This is a genomic window from Streptomyces sp. NPDC059895 (genome assembly GCF_042731035.1).
Lineage (GTDB): Bacteria > Actinomycetota > Actinomycetes > Streptomycetales > Streptomycetaceae > Streptomyces.
In genome coordinates this window covers 216787-232684 of the sequence record NZ_JBHWKO010000003.1, presented here as the reverse complement: position 1 = coordinate 232684, position 15898 = coordinate 216787, and the positions used below count along the sequence as shown (strand labels likewise).

Annotated in this window: 13 protein-coding genes, 2 tRNA genes and 2 pseudogenes; 8 read left to right on the top strand and 9 right to left on the bottom strand. The window is 72.8% G+C overall.

Features of this window, described 5'->3' with window-relative positions; all coding sequences use genetic code 11:
* Positions 1-133: 133 nt before the first annotated feature.
* A tRNA-Lys gene (locus tag ACFV9M_RS05040) sits at positions 134-207 on the bottom strand.
* A gap of 202 nt (positions 208-409) precedes the next feature.
* On the opposite strand from ACFV9M_RS05040, the gene ACFV9M_RS05035 reads away from it, so the two are divergent.
* The 3 genes from ACFV9M_RS05035 to ACFV9M_RS05025 all read left to right on the top strand — a co-directional run bounded on the left by ACFV9M_RS05035 (position 410) and on the right by ACFV9M_RS05025 (position 4042).
* A complete protein-coding gene (locus ACFV9M_RS05035) occupies positions 410-1909 on the top strand; it encodes a peptidoglycan-binding protein (RefSeq protein WP_385062381.1) in 1500 nt (499 codons plus the stop codon).
* Between the two features lie 291 nt (positions 1910-2200).
* A complete protein-coding gene (locus tag ACFV9M_RS05030) occupies positions 2201-3313 on the top strand; it encodes an SPFH domain-containing protein (protein ID WP_385062383.1) in 1113 nt (370 codons plus the stop codon).
* Positions 3314-3436: 123 nt separating this feature from the next.
* A complete protein-coding gene (locus ACFV9M_RS05025; RefSeq protein WP_385062385.1) occupies positions 3437-4042 on the top strand; it encodes a lytic polysaccharide monooxygenase in 606 nt (201 codons plus the stop codon).
* A gap of 53 nt (positions 4043-4095) precedes the next feature.
* On the opposite strand, the gene ACFV9M_RS05020 is transcribed toward ACFV9M_RS05025, so the two are convergent.
* The 6 genes from ACFV9M_RS05020 to ehuB form a co-directional block, all read right to left on the bottom strand.
* Positions 4096-4169, bottom strand: a tRNA-Lys gene (locus tag ACFV9M_RS05020).
* Positions 4170-4257: 88 nt separating this feature from the next.
* Positions 4258-5010: an IclR family transcriptional regulator gene (locus ACFV9M_RS05015; protein WP_385062387.1), complete on the bottom strand. Its 753-nt coding sequence runs from the start codon at positions 5008-5010 to the stop codon at positions 4258-4260.
* A 432-nt stretch (positions 5011-5442) separates the two neighbouring features.
* Positions 5443-6171 (bottom strand): ectoine/hydroxyectoine ABC transporter ATP-binding protein EhuA, encoded by a 729-nt coding sequence (gene ehuA / locus ACFV9M_RS05010; RefSeq protein WP_385062596.1) that lies wholly within the window; start codon positions 6169-6171, stop codon positions 5443-5445.
* A gap of 118 nt (positions 6172-6289) precedes the next feature.
* Positions 6290-6940, bottom strand: coding sequence for an ectoine/hydroxyectoine ABC transporter permease subunit EhuD (ehuD, locus tag ACFV9M_RS05005; RefSeq protein ID WP_385062389.1), 651 nt, complete (start codon positions 6938-6940; stop codon positions 6290-6292).
* Positions 6937-7581: an ectoine/hydroxyectoine ABC transporter permease subunit EhuC gene (gene ehuC, locus ACFV9M_RS05000; RefSeq protein WP_385062391.1), complete on the bottom strand. Its 645-nt coding sequence runs from the start codon at positions 7579-7581 to the stop codon at positions 6937-6939. The genes ehuD and ehuC overlap by 4 nt, the downstream gene beginning before the upstream one ends.
* A complete protein-coding gene (ehuB, locus tag ACFV9M_RS04995; protein ID WP_385062393.1) occupies positions 7578-8492 on the bottom strand; it encodes an ectoine/hydroxyectoine ABC transporter substrate-binding protein EhuB in 915 nt (304 codons plus the stop codon). Before ehuB ends, ehuC begins: the two co-directional genes overlap by 4 nt.
* Here ehuB and ACFV9M_RS04990 point away from each other — a divergent pair.
* A pseudogene (locus tag ACFV9M_RS04990) lies at positions 8483-8647 on the top strand (DUF3830 family protein); the annotation flags it as partial. The gene ehuB and the pseudogene ACFV9M_RS04990 sit on opposite strands and share 10 nt — an antisense overlap.
* Positions 8648-8654: 7 nt before the next feature.
* Here ACFV9M_RS04990 and ACFV9M_RS04985 read toward each other — a convergent pair.
* A complete protein-coding gene (locus tag ACFV9M_RS04985; protein ID WP_385062598.1) occupies positions 8655-9605 on the bottom strand; it encodes a D-2-hydroxyacid dehydrogenase in 951 nt (316 codons plus the stop codon).
* A gap of 244 nt (positions 9606-9849) precedes the next feature.
* On the opposite strand from ACFV9M_RS04985, the pseudogene ACFV9M_RS04980 reads away from it, so the two are divergent.
* The 3 genes and pseudogenes from ACFV9M_RS04980 to ACFV9M_RS04970 all read left to right on the top strand — a co-directional run.
* A pseudogene (locus ACFV9M_RS04980) lies at positions 9850-10077 on the top strand (decarboxylase); the annotation flags it as partial.
* Complete coding sequence (locus tag ACFV9M_RS04975) at positions 10074-10805, top strand: aspartate/glutamate racemase family protein (protein WP_385062395.1); 732 nt, start codon at positions 10074-10076, stop codon at positions 10803-10805. The pseudogene ACFV9M_RS04980 and the gene ACFV9M_RS04975, both read left to right, overlap by 4 nt.
* A 399-nt stretch (positions 10806-11204) precedes the next feature.
* Positions 11205-12278, top strand: a complete 1074-nt coding sequence (locus ACFV9M_RS04970) for an LLM class flavin-dependent oxidoreductase (protein ID WP_385062600.1) — start codon at positions 11205-11207, stop codon at positions 12276-12278.
* On the opposite strand, the gene ACFV9M_RS04965 is transcribed toward ACFV9M_RS04970, so the two are convergent.
* The gene (locus ACFV9M_RS04965) at positions 12257-14167 is read right to left on the bottom strand and encodes a putative bifunctional diguanylate cyclase/phosphodiesterase (protein WP_385062397.1); all 1911 of its coding nucleotides are present in this window, start codon (positions 14165-14167) and stop codon (positions 12257-12259) included. The two genes, ACFV9M_RS04970 and ACFV9M_RS04965, sit on opposite strands and share 22 nt — an antisense overlap.
* A gap of 315 nt (positions 14168-14482) precedes the next feature.
* Between ACFV9M_RS04965 and ACFV9M_RS04960 the strand changes: the two genes are divergently transcribed.
* Positions 14483-15742: a M6 family metalloprotease domain-containing protein gene (locus ACFV9M_RS04960; protein WP_385062602.1), complete on the top strand. Its 1260-nt coding sequence runs from the start codon at positions 14483-14485 to the stop codon at positions 15740-15742.
* The last annotated feature ends 156 nt before the right edge of the window (positions 15743-15898 follow it).

Below are 15898 nucleotides of genomic sequence, written 5' to 3'. Positions count from 1 at the left end.
GCCGTCCCCCGTCCGGGGAGCCGTCCCCCGTCCGGGGAGCCGTCCCCCGGCCGGGAAGACCCACCGGGAGCGGACGGAGCGGACCCGCAGACGGCAGAAAGCCCCTCGCTCACGCGAAGGGCTTTCTCGTCTGTGCGCCGCCAGGGACTCGAACCCCGGACCCGCTGATTAAGAGTCAGCTGCTCTAACCAACTGAGCTAGCGGCGCCTGCTGACGTCGACAACTCTACATGACGTCCCGGGGTGCTCCCGACCGCCGTCCGGCTGAGCCGGGCGGTCCCGCGACCCCCCGGGGAGGGGTCCGCGTACATCATTCGGACCGTCAGCTTGCGCGTCCGTGCAACCAGTGGGAAAGACTGACGAATGTGCACAGTCGCGGACATTTCCAGCTGGAATGTGAGGGGAATCGCATGGAGACTCCGGTGTTCGAGGAATTCGATCCCGCGAGCGACTGCGACTGCCCCGGGTGTGTTCACTGGCGGCGGGCGAGCCCGCGCTCCCTGCCGGTGGGGTCAGGCGGTCACCCGGCCGCCCACCGCACCGTCGTCGTCGCGGCGGCGGCCACCGCGGCACTCGGCGCCGGGCATGCCGTCCCGGCCGTGGCCGCCCCGCACGCCCCCGATCGGCCGCACGCCCCCGACCGGCCGGACGCCCCCGTGGGTGACGAGCCCGTCAACCCGCAGGGCCGCAAGGAGCCGCTGTTCGGTCCGGGCGGCCGGCCGCCGAGTCCGGCGCAGGTCAGGGCGCCCGAGATCACCCGGGCGGACATCATCAAGCGGGCCAAGGCCTGGGTGGCGGCGAAGGTGCCGTACAGCATGAGCGCCTACTGGTCCGACGGGTACCGGCAGGACTGCTCGGGCTTCGTGTCCATGGCCTGGAAACTGCCCGGGAACGAGTGGACGGGCAGCCTCCACGAGTCCGCCACGCGCATCACCAAGGAGGAACTCCAGCCGGGCGACATGCTGCTCTTCCACAATTTGTCCAATCCGCAGAACGGCTCGCACGTCGTCCTCTTCGGCGGCTGGACGGACTACACGCACACGTCCTACATCGCCTACGAACAGACCCGTCCGAACGCCCGCCGCCTCGCCACCCCCTACGCCTACTGGTCGAACTCCGGCCGCTACGTCCCCTACCGCTACAAGGGCGTCAAAGCGGCGGGAGAGCAGACCGGCGGGGCCGCGACGGGTACGACGGGCACGACGGGTACGACGGGCACGACGGGTACGACGGGTACGACGGGCACGACGGGCACGACGGGCACGACGGGTACGGCCGGGGCGGGGGGCGCGGGCGGCGGGAACGCCGCGTCTCCCGCCCCGGCTCCCGGTGGTGCCGGCGCCGCGGCGACCCCGTACCCCGGGCGCGCGTACTTCGGGCCGGGCGCCGACAACCCGCACGTCACCCAGCTCGGCCGGCTCCTCGTCCAGCACGGCGCCGGGCGCTACTACGCCTCGGGTCCGGGCCCGCGCTGGTCGGAGGCGGACCGGCGGGCCACCCAGGCGTTCCAGCGGGCCCAGGGGTGGCGCGGCGCGGACGCCGACGGGCTGCCCGGTCCGCGGACCTGGTCGCTGCTGATCACCGGCAAGGGCCGGTCCATCGCTGCGGACCCCGGGACCGGGGCACCCGGCGCGGCGCCTCCCCCGCCCGCAGCCGGTCCGCCGACGGGAGTCCCCGCCTACCCGGGCCGGGCCATCTTCCGGCCCGGCGCCGACAACGCGTACGTCACCCAACTGGGGAGACAGCTGGTGAAGAAGGGGTTCGGCAAGTACTACACGACGGGACCGGGGCCGCGCTGGGGCGAAGCGGACCGGCGGGGCGTCGAGGCCTTCCAGCGCACCCAGGGCTGGCGCGGCGGCGCGGCCGACGGCTACCCGGGGCCCGAGACCTGGCGGAGGTTGTTCTCGTAGTGGTCGGCCGGTCCCGGAGCAGCCCGCGTCCCGGCCGGTCCCGCAGCCCGCAGCCTGCCGGCGCGAGACTCCGGCCGATCCGGGGAGCGCCGGAGCCCGGACCCGGACCCGGACCCGGAGCCCGGACCCGGACCCGGACCCGGACCCCGGAGCCCGGACCCGGGACCCCGGAGCCCGGACCCGGACCCAGGACCCGGGACGGCCCCCGGGATCGCGGACGCGGGCCCGCTCCCGCAGTAACGGTTCCTTTCACTGTCATGGCGTATCTGGCGCGGAGGCTGGAGGCACGCAATGAACACGACCACTTCTCACACGCCCGAGCACGAGGGCCCGTCCCGGCCGCCCACGCGGCTCATCCAGAACGAGGCGACCACCGAGATCCCCGTCCACCTGCTGTTCCGGGACGAGCCCGAGCCGCGGTCGGTGCCGCTCGGCCCCGCCGTGGTGGGAAGCCGTACGGGTACGGGGGAGCAGCCGCGTTTTCGGCGGCCCGGGCCCGTGAAGCCCCGCCCGATGGCGGAGGTCGACCCCGCGCTGGTGGAGCGGCCCGCCCGGGTGCTGCCCGGCGCGGCGGGCGTGGCCGCCGGGCTGTGCGGGGTGGCGGGTTGTGTGGCCACCTCGTGGTGGGCCGGGATCCTGCCGCCGCTCGTGTCGGAGGCGCTGCGCCTGCCCGCGTACGCCGGTGCCGGCCTCGGCCCGGCGCAGTGGGCGGCGTACACGGGGGCGGGCGCCCTCGGACTGTTCGGCCTCGGCGGGCTCGCCCGGGGCCGGACCGGGCACGCCTGGGTGCTCGACCTGTTCGGCCGCTACCGGGGGACGGTCCGGCGCACCGGGCTGCTGTGGGTCAACCCGCTGCTGCTGCGCCGCCGGGCGGACGTACGGCTGCGGCACTGGCGCAGCGAGCCGATGCCGGCGGCCGACGGCAACGGGATGGCGTTGCGGGTGGTGGCGCTGGTGGTGTGGCGGGTGCGGGACACGGCGCGGGCCACGCTCGGTGTGGAGGACCACGAGACGTATCTGCGCGAGTGCGTCGAGGCGGCCCTCGCCCGGATCCCGGTGGAGACGCCCGGCTCGGTGCGGTTCTCGGTCGAGGCGACCGGGGAGGCGCTGACCCGGCGGGTGGCGCGGGACGCGGGCGCGATCGGTCTGGAGGTGTACTCGGTGCAGCCGGTGCGCGTCGAGTACGCCCCGGAGGTCGCCCCCGCGATGCACCGCCGCCGGATCGCCGCGCTCGACGCCCAGCACCGGGCGACCGTGCTCACCTCGGTCGTGGACTCGGTGGAGGACACGGTGACCCGGCTGACCATGCGCGGGCTGGTGGAACTGGACGACTACGAGCGCAAGGCGCTGGTGAAGGACCTGACCGTGGCGTTCTGCGCGGGACGGGGCGAGCAGTCGCCCTGACGGCCCGTCGAACAAGTCCCCCGATTGGTATGGACATGTTCAACGAACGGTCATACCCTGAGACTTGGTCTAGACCTGCACGCACGGCTCACTGAACTCCCCACGTTCTCCAGGAGCGGCAGCATGCGCAAAAAGACCAAGTGGTACGCCGCCGTGCTCGGGCTCACCACGGCGGGAGCCTTCGCGCTCTCCGCCGGGGGCGCGAGCGGCCACGGCTACACCGATCTCCCCGTCAGCCGGCAGAAGCTCTGCCAGAACGGCACCGTGACGGGCTGCGGCAGCATCCAGTGGGAGCCGCAGAGCGTCGAGGGCGCCAAGGGCTTCCCGGCCTCCGGGCCGGCCGACGGGCAGCTCTGTTCCGCTGGGAAAACCCAGTTCGCCTCGCTCGACTCGCCCACCCGGCCGGGCGGCGCCGCCTGGCCCACGACCCAGGTGACGGGAGGCCAGGACTACACGTTCCGGTGGCAGTTCACGGCGATACACGCCACCACCGACTTCCGGTACTACCTCACCAAGCAGGGCTGGAACCAGAACCACGCCCTCGCCCGCTCGGACCTCAACCTCACGCCGTTCTTCACGGTGCCGTACAACGGCCAGCGCCCGCCGTCCACGCTCTCGCACACCGGCCAGTTGCCGTCGGGCCTGAGCGGTCACCACGTCGTCCTCGCGGTGTGGACGATCGCGGACACGGGCAACGCGTTCTACGCCTGCTCGGACGTCACGTTCTGAGTGCCGGAGAACGCCGAAGGGCTCCTCGTTCCTCACGAGGAGCCCTTCACCGGTGCGCCGCCAGGGACTCGAACCCCGGACCCGCTGATTAAGAGTCAGCTGCTCTAACCAACTGAGCTAGCGGCGCATGACTCTCGCCCTCCGCCTCTCGGCGGCCGGCGACGAAGAAAATACTACCTGGTCCGCGGGGGTGCTCCCGACCACCGGCCGCCGTCTCAGATCGCCAGGGACAGCAGCACGGGCGTCGCGTTGCGGTTCAGGGTGTCGGCGGCGTGGCGGAGCCGGTGGGCGTGCTCGACGGGCAGGGAGAGCGCCAGGCAGCCGGCCGTGGTCCCGGCGGTGATCGGGACGGCCGCGCAGACCGTGCCGACGGCGTACTCCTGGAGGTCGAGCACCGGGACCGTGGGCGGCTGGGCCTCCAGCCGGGAGAGGAGCAGCTTGTCGCTGGTGATGGTGTGCGAGGTGAGGCGGGCCATCTTGTGCCGGGAGAGGTGGTCGCGGCGGCCGTCGTGGTCGAGCTGGCCGAGCAGGCTCTTGCCGAGCGCGGTGGCGTGGGCGGAGGAGCGGAAGTCGACCCACTCGTTGACCGCGGGCGTGGCCGGGCTGTCGGCGTACTGGGTGATGGTGACCTCGCCGTCGACGTACCGGCTGATGTAGACGGCGGCGCCGACGGAGTCCCGCAGCCGGTCCAGGGTGTGCTGGAGCTTGTCGCGCAGGGCCTGCTCGCGCCGGTGCGCGGAGCCCAGACGGGTCAGGGCGTCGCCCGTGACGTACGCGCCGTCGGCGGTCTGCTCGACGTATCCCTCGCGGCGCAGCATCCGCAGGAGCGGGCTCAGCCGCGCCGTGCCGAAGCCGGTCTGGCGGGCGAGTTCGGTGTCGGTGACGCCGGTGGCGTACCGGGCCACCGTCTCCAGGACGCGCAGGGCGTCCTGGGCCGAGTGGTGCGCGGTGGTCGGCTCGAGCCTCATGACGGGCCCCCTCGCGTTGACGTCCTGGGGTCGTGCGGCTTGGGCCGGGGGCCTGGGGGGTGTCCCCCGGGATGACACAGCAGCGCCACGGTCTTTCCCCCTGCGGTCGCTTCTCTGGCCGTGATCCGGACGGCGAACCACCTCCACGATAACGGCCGGGCGTGCGGTGGCGAGGGGGTGTTGGCGAGATTGCGCCCCGGTCCGGTGCCCCCGCCTGCGGTCCTGATCCATCGGCCTGTGCCGGAGGCGGCACGGACCGCAGGTCCGGAGGCGGCATGGACCGCAGGTCCGGAGGCACCGACCGCAGGCGGGGGGCACGGGCCGCAGGCCCGGAGGCGGCATGGACCGCAGGCGGGGGGGCACGGGCCGCAGGCCCGGAGGCACGGACCGCAGGCGGGGGGCCGGGGCGACCGGACGGTCACGTCACGGACGTCACAGCACCGCGCCGAGGAACTCCCGGGTGCGCTCCCGCTCGGGTTCGCTGAAGATCTTCTCCGGCGGACCGGACTCGATGACCCGGCCGGAGTCGAACATCAGGACCTGGTCGGAGATGTCCCGGGCGAAGTTCATCTCGTGCGTCACGCAGAGCATCGTGATGTCGGTGGTGCGGGCGATGTCCCGCAGGACGTCGAGGACGCCCGCGACCAGCTCGGGGTCGAGGGCCGAGGTCACCTCGTCGAGCAGCAGCACCTGCGGCCGCATCGCCAGCGCGCGGGCGATCGCCACCCGCTGCTGCTGGCCGCCGGAGAGCCGGGACGGCCGGGCGTCGCACTTGTCGGCGAGGCCCACCAGGTCCAGCAGCTCGCGCGCCCGCTCCTCCGCCTCGTCCCGGGACAGGCCGAGCACGCTCACCGGCGCCTCGGTGACGTTCCTCAGGACGCTCATGTTCGGGAAGAGGTTGAACTGCTGGAACACCATCCCGATCTTCTTGCGGACCTCGCGGACCTCCTTCTCCGGCGCGGGGAACAGGCGCTGCCCGTCCACGGTGATCGTGCCCTCGTCGGGTTCGGTCAGCGTCATCAGCAGCCGCAGGATCGTGGTCTTGCCGGAGCCGGACGGGCCGATGAGGGTGACGTGCCGGCCCGCTTCGACCCGGAAGTCGAGGTGGTCCAGGACGGTGTTGTCCCCGAACCGCTTGGTGACCTGCTCCAGGCGGATCAGCTCGGTGCTCCCGGGGGTGCGGTCGACGGTGGTCCCGCCGGTCTCGGTCTTGCCGGTCTCGGTCTTGCCGGTCTTGGTCTTGCCGGTCTTGGTCTTGCTGGTCTCGGTCTTGCTGGTCTCAACGGACAAGGCGGCGCTCCAAGGTGCGCAGGAGGACGGAGGCGAGGTAGGAGACGACGATGAAGGCCACGCCGATCACCGTGACGGGCTCGGTGAACCGGAAGTGCTGCTGGGAGAAGAGGCGCGCCCGGCCCAGCAGTTCCAGCACGGTGATCGTCATCAGCATCGGCGTGTCCTTGAGCATCGCGATGACGTAGTTGCCGAGCGCCGGCACGACCCGGCGGACCGCCTGCGGAAGGATCACCGCCCGCCAGGTGCGGGTCCGCGACAGGTTCAGCGCGGTCGCCGCCTCCCACTGGCCGGCGGGCACCGCGTCGATGCCGGCCCGGTAGACCTGCATCGTGTACGTCGAGTAGTGCAGGCCGAGGGCGACGACGCCGGTGGCCATCGCCGACAGGGTCAGGCCCCACTCGGGCAGCACGTAGAAGAGGAAGAACAGCTGCACCAGCAGCGGGGTGTCGCGGACGAACTCCGTGACGATCCCGACCGGCCACTGCACCCACCGCGTCGGCGTCCGCATCAGCAGCGCCCACACCAGCCCCAGCGTGAACGAGATCAGCGAGCCGAGGGCCAGCGCCTGGAGGGTGACCAGCAGCCCGTCCCGGAAGAGCGGCATGAAGTCGCCGACGGCGCTCCAGTCCCAGTTCATCGGACACCTGCCTTCAGCCGCTGCTCCAGCCCGCGCATCATCCGGGTGAGCAGGAAGGCGATCACGAAGTAGATGAGCAGGACGTACGTGTAGATCTCCGTGCTCTCCTGGAGCGCCAGGCGCACCAGGTTCCCGCTGAAGGCGAGGTCGCCCATCCCCATGACCGACACCAGGGCGGTGCCCTTCAGCAGTTCGATCAGCAGGTTGCAGAACGGCGGGATCATCTCCGGCACGGCCTGCGGCAGCAGGATCTTGCGCATCCGCTGGGCGGGCGTGAAGCCGAGCGCGATGCCGCCCTCCCGCTGCGCGGGGTCGACGCAGCCCAGCGCGCCGCGCACGATCTCCGAGCCGTACGCGCCGTAGGTCAGGCCGAGGGCGAGGGTGCCCGCCCACATCGGCACCAGTTGCCAGCCGAAGACGAGCGGCAGCACGAAGAACACCCAGAAGATCATGACGAGGGCCGAGGTCCCGCGGAACACCTCGGTGTAGAAGCCCGCGAGGAAGCGGACGATCCACCGGCGGTGGGTGCGCGCGATCCCGGCGGCGAAGGAGACGGCCGCCGCCAGCAGGGAGCTCAGCACGAGCAGTTGCAGGGTCGTCCAGACGCCCTTGAGGACGAGGTCCCAGAGTCCCGAGGTCATCCGCCGCAGAGCTCCTTCGCCGTCAGGTCGGTCATCTCGGACCGGGTGAACCCGAACGGCTGAAGGATGGGGAACAGCTCGTCGCTCTCCTTCAGCCCGCGCAGTTCGGCGTTGAAGGCGTCCCGCAGCGCGGTCTCCGTCGGACGGAACGCGAACGCGCCCCCGTCGACGTGCGGCTTGCCGTCGACGAGCGGGGTGAACGGCTCGGTCGCCTCCGCCGCGGCCGACTTCTTCACCACCTCACGGACGGTCAGCGCGGTCCCCGCGAACACGTCGACCCGGCCCGCCTCGACGGCGTTCAGACCGGCGACCTGGTCCGGGACGATGAGGATGTCGTCCTGCGCGTACCCCGCCTCGACGGCGTACTGGATGTCGGCGTACCCGCTGCCGGTGGCGAACCGCGCCTTCTTCTCCACCACGTCCTGGTAGTTGTGGAGATTCTTGGGATTTCCCTTGCGGACGATGAAGGAATCGAGCATCTGGTAATCGGGGTCGGCGAATATCACCTGCGCGCAGCGCTCGGCGTTGACGTACATTCCGGCGGCCACGACGTCGAACTGCTGCGAATTCAGCCCGGGTATGAGCGAGCCGAACTCGGTGGGCACCGGCTGCACCTCGTCCACACCGAGCCGCTTGAATATGACCTTCGCCAACTCGGGCGCCTCACCGGTGAGCTGCCCGTTCCGGTCGATGTACCCGAACGGGATCTCCCCCGCGATGCCGAGCCGTACGACACCCTGCGCCCGCAGCCGGTCGAGCAGGTCGCCGCCGGGTGCCGTCGAGGCCGTGGCCACCCGGGTGCAGCCTGCCGCGCCCAGTGCGCCGAGCGCCGCCACCCCCGCGAGCAGCGACCGACGGGTGAGCCCCGGTGTGCGTGCGTTCTGTCTGACGTGCCTGTTCGGTGGAGCCATGGCGGCGCGGCTACCCGGGACCACCCCGGTTATGCACCATGGATGTCATGGCGGACCGCCATATCGACGCCGTTTTCCCGCCGTTCGCCGTGTCCGAACCACCGCTGGAGAATCCGACCGTCACCCCGATTCCCGGCGATCTCCGCCATTTCTCCTCGGACGTCAGGGCCCGGGAACGTACCCGCGCTGCTTGTCGACCACGTTCCGCAGCGGCCGGCCCGCCGCCCACAGCTCGAACAACTCCACGAACTGCGCGCCGAGTTCGTCGCGCCAGCCGACCGTGTCCCCGCTCATGTGGGGGGACAGCAGCAGCCCCGGGACCCGCCACAACGGGCTGTCCGCGGGCAGGGGTTCGGTCACGAGGACGTCCAGGGCGGCACCCGCGATCCACCGCCGCTCCAGCGCGTGCACCAGCGCGTCCTCGACGACGAGCTGCCCCCGGCCGACGTTCACGAACCGGGCGGAGGGCTGCATCACGCCGAACCGGCGCAGGTCGAACATGCCGTGCGTCCGCTCGGTGAGCGGCGCCGCCGCGATCACCCAGTCGGCACGGGCCAGGAGACGGTCCAGGTCGTCGGGGCCGTGGACGCCGGTGCGCGGGACGCGGCCGACGACCGCCACGGCCACCCCGAGCGCCTTCAGCCTGCGCGCGACCGCCCGGCCGATCGGGCCCGAGCCGACCACCACGGCGCGCGTGCCCGCGACCCGCAGGCCCTCCCGGTGCCGCCACTCGCGCCGCCGCTGAAGCTCCCAGGTGCCCGGCAGGTCCTTCGCCATCGCCAGGACCAGCGCGGCGACGTACTCGGCGATCGGCTCGTCGAAGACGCCGCGCGCGTTCGTCACCACCGTGTCCGACGCGGTCAGCTCCGGGCACATCAGATGGTCCACGCCCGCGCTCGCCGCGTGCACCCAGCGCGGTCGCGGCCCCTCGCCCGGCCAGGCGGCCCGTACCGCGTGCGAGGTGAAGTCCCACACCAGCAGCACGTCCGCCGCCGGCAGCCGCGCCGCGAGACCGGCCTCGTCGGTGCGCACCACCACCGCCCGCCCGGTGAGCCGGCCGAGCCGGGGCGTGGGGTCGGCGTCGAGGACCAGGAGCGTGGGGACGGCGGACATCCGGGGTGCCCCTTCCTCCGGCAGGACGCGCAGGGCGTGCGAGACGTGCGTGCAGGGCGTGCAGGGCGTGCAGGACGCAGGACGTGCAGGACGTGCGTGCAGGGCGTGCGGGGCGTGCGCGGCCGCGGCCCGGACGTCCGTGACCAAGGGGCTGACGTGCACGGATTGACCACGTTCGCACCCGAACCCACCTCCGTCAACACGGCCGTCGAGCACGAGACCCTCGGCGACGCCGTCCGCACGCGCCGACGCGCTGTTCATCTCCTGCGCCGACCTCTCGACGTACGACGTCATCCCCCAACGGGAGGCGGAGCCGTGCATACCGGTCATCTCGGCCAACCAGGTGACGATGTGGGCGGCGCTGCGCCGAATGGGTACCCGAGCCGTGGGGCCGTACCAGGCTCTGCTGGAGGAGGGGGCGCGGCAGTGGCCCCCCGTACTGCCGGAAGAACAGCAGGAAGGCTGGACATGACCGCACTCGGAGTTCTCTACCCGGGCCACTCCGCCGAGGACGACTACCCCCGGATCGAGCAGCTCCTCGGCAGCGACATCCGGATGGACCTGGTCCACACGGACATCGGCGAGGATGCCCACCGCGTGGACGTACTACGGCAGATGGGCACGCCCGAACGGCTCGCGGCTGGCGTGGAGCAGCTGCGGCTGTCGGGCGCCGAGGCCGTCGTGTGGGCCTGCACCAGCGGGGGCTTCGTGCACGGCTGGGAGGGCGCCCAGGAACAGGTGCGCAGCCTGGCCCGCACCGCCGGGATGCCGGCCTCCTCGACCTCCTTCGCCTTCGTGCACGCCGCCCAGGAGATCGCGGCGGCCCGGGTCGCCGTCGGCGCGACCTACCCGGACGAGGTCGCCGGCCTGTTCGCCGCGTTCCTGCGGGCCGGCGGCCTGGAGGTGAAGGGCGTCCACAGCTCCGGGATCGTCACGGCCGCCGAGGTGGGCACCTGGGGCGAGGCCGAGGTGCTCGCGCTGGCCCGCGCGGCCGACGACCCCGGCGCGGACGCGGTCCTGCTGCCCGACACCGCCCTGCACACCGCCGCGTCCCTGCCCGCCCTGGAGAAGGAGCTGGGCAAGCCGGTCCTCACCGCCAACCAGGTCACCGTCTGGGAGGCGCTGCGGCTGGCGGACCGGCGGGTGAACGCGCCCGCCCTCGGAGCGCTGTTCACGCGGGAGCCGATCGTGCAGGTATGACCCGTCCGGCGCGCCGACCGCGCCGACCGCGCCGACCGCGGGGACGGCGGGAACAAACGGGGGCACCCCCCTGTTGGTGGTCCGACGACAGCGCGCGGCCGAGGACAGGAGAACCCCGTGGCGGCGGACGAGAAGGCGGCGGACGACAGGGCGGCGGACGACAGGGCGGACAGGAAGGCGCCGGACGAGCCGGCGGTGGACACCACGACCGCGCGCGGAACCACGGCGCACGGAACCACGGCGCACGACCCGGCGGTGGGCGACACCACGGCGCACGGAACCACGGCGCACGACCCGGCGGTGGGCGACACCGCGGCGCACGGCACGGCGGCGGCCGGGCGCGGCACGGCCGGGCGCGGGCCGGACGAGCGCGGCACGGCCGAGCGCCCGTCGGACGGCATCCGTGGCGCGGCGCTCGGCACCGCCCCCGTCCCCCTGTCCGTCCTGGACCTGGTCACCGTCGGCTCCGGCAGCACCGCCGGCGACGCCCTGCGCACCGGCGTCGACCTCGCCCGGCTCGCCGAGGCGCGCGGCTTCCACCGGTACTGGGTGGCCGAGCACCACTCCATGCCCGGCGTCGCCTCCTCCTCGCCCGCGGTGATCCTCGCCCACCTCGCCGCCCACACCGAGCGCATCCGGCTCGGCTCGGGCGGCGTCATGCTGCCCAACCACGCGCCGCTGGTGATAGCCGAGCAGTTCGGCACCCTGGAGGCCCTCGCCCCCGGCCGCGTCGACCTCGGCCTCGGCCGCGCCCCCGGCACCGACGGCGCCACCGCCGCCGCCCTGCGCCGCACCGAGCGGCTGAACGAGGGTGCCGACGACTTCCCCGAGCAGCTCGCCGAGCTGACCCGCTTCCTGGACGACGACTTCCCCGACGGCCACCCCTACCGCCGGATCCACGCGGTCCCCGGCCCCGTCCAGGCCACGTCCCCCGGCGGCGTGCAGTCCCGGCACCGCCCGCCGATCTGGCTGCTGGGCTCCTCCGGGTTCAGCGCCCGCCTCGCGGCCCTGCTCGGACTGCCGTTCGCCTTCGCGCACCACTTCTCCGCGCAGAACACCATCCCGGCGCTCGACCTCTACCGCGAGCACTTCCGCCCGTCGGCGGTCCTCGACGAGCCGTACGCCCTCATCGGCGTCTCCGTGCTCGCCGCCGACGACGAGCGCGAGGCCCGCCGCCAGGTCCTGGCCACCGGCGTGAACATGGTCCGCCTGCGCACCGGCCGGCCCGGCCTGTTCCCCTCGCCGGAGGAGGCGGAGGCGTACGCGTTCAGCCCGCTGGAGCGCGAGTTCGTCGACTCCTGGACGGCGAACATCGTGCACGGCACGGCCGACGAGGTCCGCTCCGGCCTCGACGACCTCCACAAGCGCACCGGCGCCGACGAGTTGATGCTCACCAGCCTCGCCCACCGCGGCGCCCTGCGCCTGCGCTCCTACGAACTCGTCGCCGACGCCTACGGGTTGCCGACCGCGTAGGACGCGGAACCCAGCAGCAGCTCGGAGATGCGGTCCGGGGACACCGGGCGGGAGTACAGCCAGCCCTGCCCGGTGTCGCAGCCGATGCTGCGCAGCCGGCCGGCCTGCGCGGACGTCTCCACGCACTCGGCGGTGACGGTCAGCCCCAGCCGGTGCGCCAGGTCGATCATCGCCTCGACGACCACCTGGTCGGCCGGGTTGGGCGCCGCCCCGGCGCCCTCGTACTGGAAGCCGCGCACGAACGACCCGTCCAGCTTCAGCACCGACACGGGCAGCCGGCTCAGGTAGGCGAGGTTGGAGTAGCCGGTGCCGAAGTCGTCGATGGCGATGCCCACCCCCATGTCGCTGAGCGCCTGCAACGCCTGCAACGGCCGCCCGGCCGAGCCCATCACCGCGGACTCCGTCAGCTCCAGCTGGAGCAGGTGCGGGGCCAGCCCGGTCTCGTCGAGGATGTCCGCCACGTCCGCCACCAGGTCGGAGTCCCACACCTGGCGGACCGCCACGTTGACGCTGACGAACAGCGGCGGCTCCTCGGGGCGCTCCAGCTGCCAGCGGCGGGCCTGACGGCAGGCGGTGGCCAGAACCCACCGGCCGAGCGGCACGATCGAGCCGTCCTCCTCGGCCAGGGCGACGAACCGATTCGGCGGCAGCAGCCCGAACCGGGGGTGGTCCCAGCGCACCAGCGCCTCCACCCCGCGCAGCCGCCCGTCCGCCATGCCGACCAGCGGCTGGTACTCCAGACGGAACTCGCCCCGCTCGATGGCGGGGCGCAGCGTGGAGGCCAGGGCCTGGCGGGTCATCAGGTGGGCGTTGCGCTCCGGGTCGAACAGCGTCCAGCGGTCCTTGCCGTCCACCTTCGCCCAGTACAGCGTGGTGTCGGCGGCCTGCATCAGCCCGGTGGCGGTGGTGCCGGCCGCGTGCCGCTCGACGACCCCGATCGACGCGGAGACGTTCAGCCGGTGTCCGGCGAGGTCGAACGGCGCCTGGAGCGCCTTCAGCACCGACTCGGCGAGGTCGGCGAGCTGTTCGGTGCCGGTGGAGTCCTCCACCAGCAGCGCGAACTCGTCCCCGCCGAGCCGTGCCACCAGCGGTACGCTCGGCCGGGTCCGCCCGGCCTCCTGCGCGCACGCCGTCAGCCGCTCGGCCACGGAGGCGAGCAGCCGGTCGCCGACCCGGTGGCCCAGGGTGTCGTTGACCGCCTTGAACCCGTCGATGTCCAGGTAGCACAGCCCGATCCGGCCGGTCCCGCCACCGTCGTACGACTCCGCCTCCAGCGCCGCCGACACCCGCTCGAAGAACAGGGTGCGGTTGGGCAGCCGGGTGACGGGGTCGTGCATCTGGAGGTGGCGCAGCCGGGCCTGGAGGTCGCGGTGGACGCTGATGTCGGCGACGGACAGCAGGACGCCGGCCGGGTCGCCGTCCAGCGGCGCGACGGTGATCTGCGCCCACAGCGAGCGCCCGTCGGGCTGCTTCAGCCGCCGGGTGCAGCGCAGCCGGGCCTGGCGGCCGCGGAGCACCTCGCGGTAGGCGTGCCAGGTGCGGGCGTCGGAGGCCAGGTCCAGCAGATCGGCGGCCACCCGCCCGATCAGGTCCCCGGGTCCGCCGGCCAGCAGCGCTCCGAGCGCGCGGTTGGCGTCGGTGACCAGGCCCTCGCGGTCGACGACGGCCATGGCGAGAGGGGCGCTCGCGAAGACGGAACGGTAGGCCGGGGCGGAGCCGTCACGACGGTCCCCACCTGGTGTTCTCGTGTCGCCCGTGCCGTCCGTGAGGTCAGCGCCTTCCGGCTGTTCCGGCGCTCCCGTACGAGGAGACGCCTGATGATCACTCTCTGTGACGGCTGACCGGTCGAGGTCTGCCGCGGGCGTCGGCCCTTCGGACGTTCCGCTCACCGCTCGCTCCCGCAGTGCACTCGATCTCTGTCCGCCCAGGAAAGTGTGCCGATCATAGAGGCTGGCCCCGGACTTGCGCAGCCACTGCCCAGTGTCCCGGAACACCCCGCCTTTCTGACAGATCGTTTCTGCCCCCACACGGGACGGTTCTGCGAGCGGGCGACCACTTGTGACGTTCCGTGAGTATTCCGGGGGTGTCGGGGTTCATGCCCGGTTTCCGGGGTCTCACTCTTCTGGTGCAGATAAACAGGGCGTAGTACGACAAATCTGCACAGGCTGGGTGCGGTGTCCCGTGAACCGTTCCCGGAGGTCTCCGTGCCGCGACAGCTCCCGCGTCCCCGACTGCGCAGCACCGCGGCCGTGTTCACGACCCTCTCGGCGCTCGCCGCGACCTCCCTGATCACCGGCCCCTCGGTCGCCGAACCCTTCTCCTCGCTGCCCTGCGCCCTCAAGCGCACCGACGCCCACCACTCGGAGGGACTGGACACCTGGAACACCGCCTATCCGCGGCCGGACCGCGCCCTTGACGCGGTGATGGTCTTCCTGTCCTTCCCGGACTGGGCCCCGATGACCTCCCCCGCCGAACTCGCCGCCGACCACTTCCCGGTCACCAGCGACTACTTCCGCCGGGCCTCCTACGGCAGATTCACCCTGCGTGCGCATCCGCTGAAGCGGTGGGTCCGCATGCCGAAGCCGTCCACCGCGTACGCCATACAGCGTGACTGGAACGCGGAGCACCGCGCCACCTATCTACGCGACGCGCTCGACGCGGCCGACGCTCAGGTGGACTTCTCCCGCTACGACGTCGTCTACTTCGTCGCCGATCCCGACGCCCCCGGTGTGGACTCCGACGCCACCAAGGTCGTCAACCTGGACGAGCCGCTGCGCGCCGACGGCACGGATATCCGGCGTGTCGTCACGGTGTTCGAGCAGCATCCGCCGGACCGGCTCGTCCTGGCCCACGAGACCGGCCATGTCTTCGACCTGCCGGACCTCTACCGCCGTCCGGCGGACGGCAAGGGCGACTGGGACACGCACGTCGGGGACTGGGACCTGATGGGCAGCCAGTTCGGACTGGCGCCGGATCTGTTCGCCTGGCACAAGTGGAAGCTGGGCTGGCTGGATCCGAGCCAGGTGGCGTGCGTGGCCGAGGGGGCGCCGACCCGGCTCACGCTGGAGCCGCTGGCCGCCGGTCCGGGGGTGCCGGTGGCCGGGATCCCCGGTGTGCCGGGCTTCGGGCTCGGGCACGGAACCAGGCTCGCGGTCGTCCGCACCGGCACCGACTCCGCCCTCGCCTTCGAGGTGCGCGGCCCGGTCGGCAACGACCGCGGCGCCTGCCGCGCCGGGATCCTCGTGTACCGCGTCCACAGCGGCGCGGAGTCCGGCCGGGGGCCGGTCGAGGTGGTCGACGCCCATCCGGGCACCGAGGCCTGCTGGGCGGACTCGGTCTATCCACCCCTCGCGGACGCCCCGGTCACCGTCGGTGAGAGTTTCGCGGTGCCGGAGGAGGACGTACGGGTGGACGTGGAGGAGCGGACGGTGACGGGGGCGTGGACCGTGAGCATCACGGCTTGAACCTCTGAACCTCTGAACCTCTGGCCCTCTAACCCTCTGCACCTTGCAGCCGCGCCGGTCTCCCCGGTCTCACCGGTTTCCCCCTGCGCCCCTGTCTCCCCTGCCCCCCTGTCCCCCCGGCCCCCTGGTTTCTCCGGTCTCCCGAGGGTGTCGTCC

What these genes read in the sequence shown, in the direction of transcription:
- ehuB (WP_385062393.1), bottom strand. Translation starts at nt 8,492, where the DNA reads ATGGCTCCACCGAACAGGCACGTCAGACAGAACGCACGCACACCGGGG.
- ehuC (WP_385062391.1), bottom strand. Translation starts at nt 7,581, where the DNA reads ATGACCTCGGGACTCTGGGACCTCGTCCTCAAGGGCGTCTGGACGACC.
- ACFV9M_RS05025 (WP_385062385.1), top strand. Translation starts at nt 3,437, where the DNA reads ATGCGCAAAAAGACCAAGTGGTACGCCGCCGTGCTCGGGCTCACCACG.
- ACFV9M_RS04975 (WP_385062395.1), top strand. Translation starts at nt 10,074, where the DNA reads ATGACCGCACTCGGAGTTCTCTACCCGGGCCACTCCGCCGAGGACGAC.
- ACFV9M_RS05035 (WP_385062381.1), top strand. Translation starts at nt 410, where the DNA reads ATGGAGACTCCGGTGTTCGAGGAATTCGATCCCGCGAGCGACTGCGAC.
- ACFV9M_RS05015 (WP_385062387.1), bottom strand. Translation starts at nt 5,010, where the DNA reads ATGAGGCTCGAGCCGACCACCGCGCACCACTCGGCCCAGGACGCCCTG.
- ACFV9M_RS04985 (WP_385062598.1), bottom strand. Translation starts at nt 9,605, where the DNA reads ATGTCCGCCGTCCCCACGCTCCTGGTCCTCGACGCCGACCCCACGCCC.
- ACFV9M_RS05030 (WP_385062383.1), top strand. Translation starts at nt 2,201, where the DNA reads ATGAACACGACCACTTCTCACACGCCCGAGCACGAGGGCCCGTCCCGG.
- ehuD (WP_385062389.1), bottom strand. Translation starts at nt 6,940, where the DNA reads ATGAACTGGGACTGGAGCGCCGTCGGCGACTTCATGCCGCTCTTCCGG.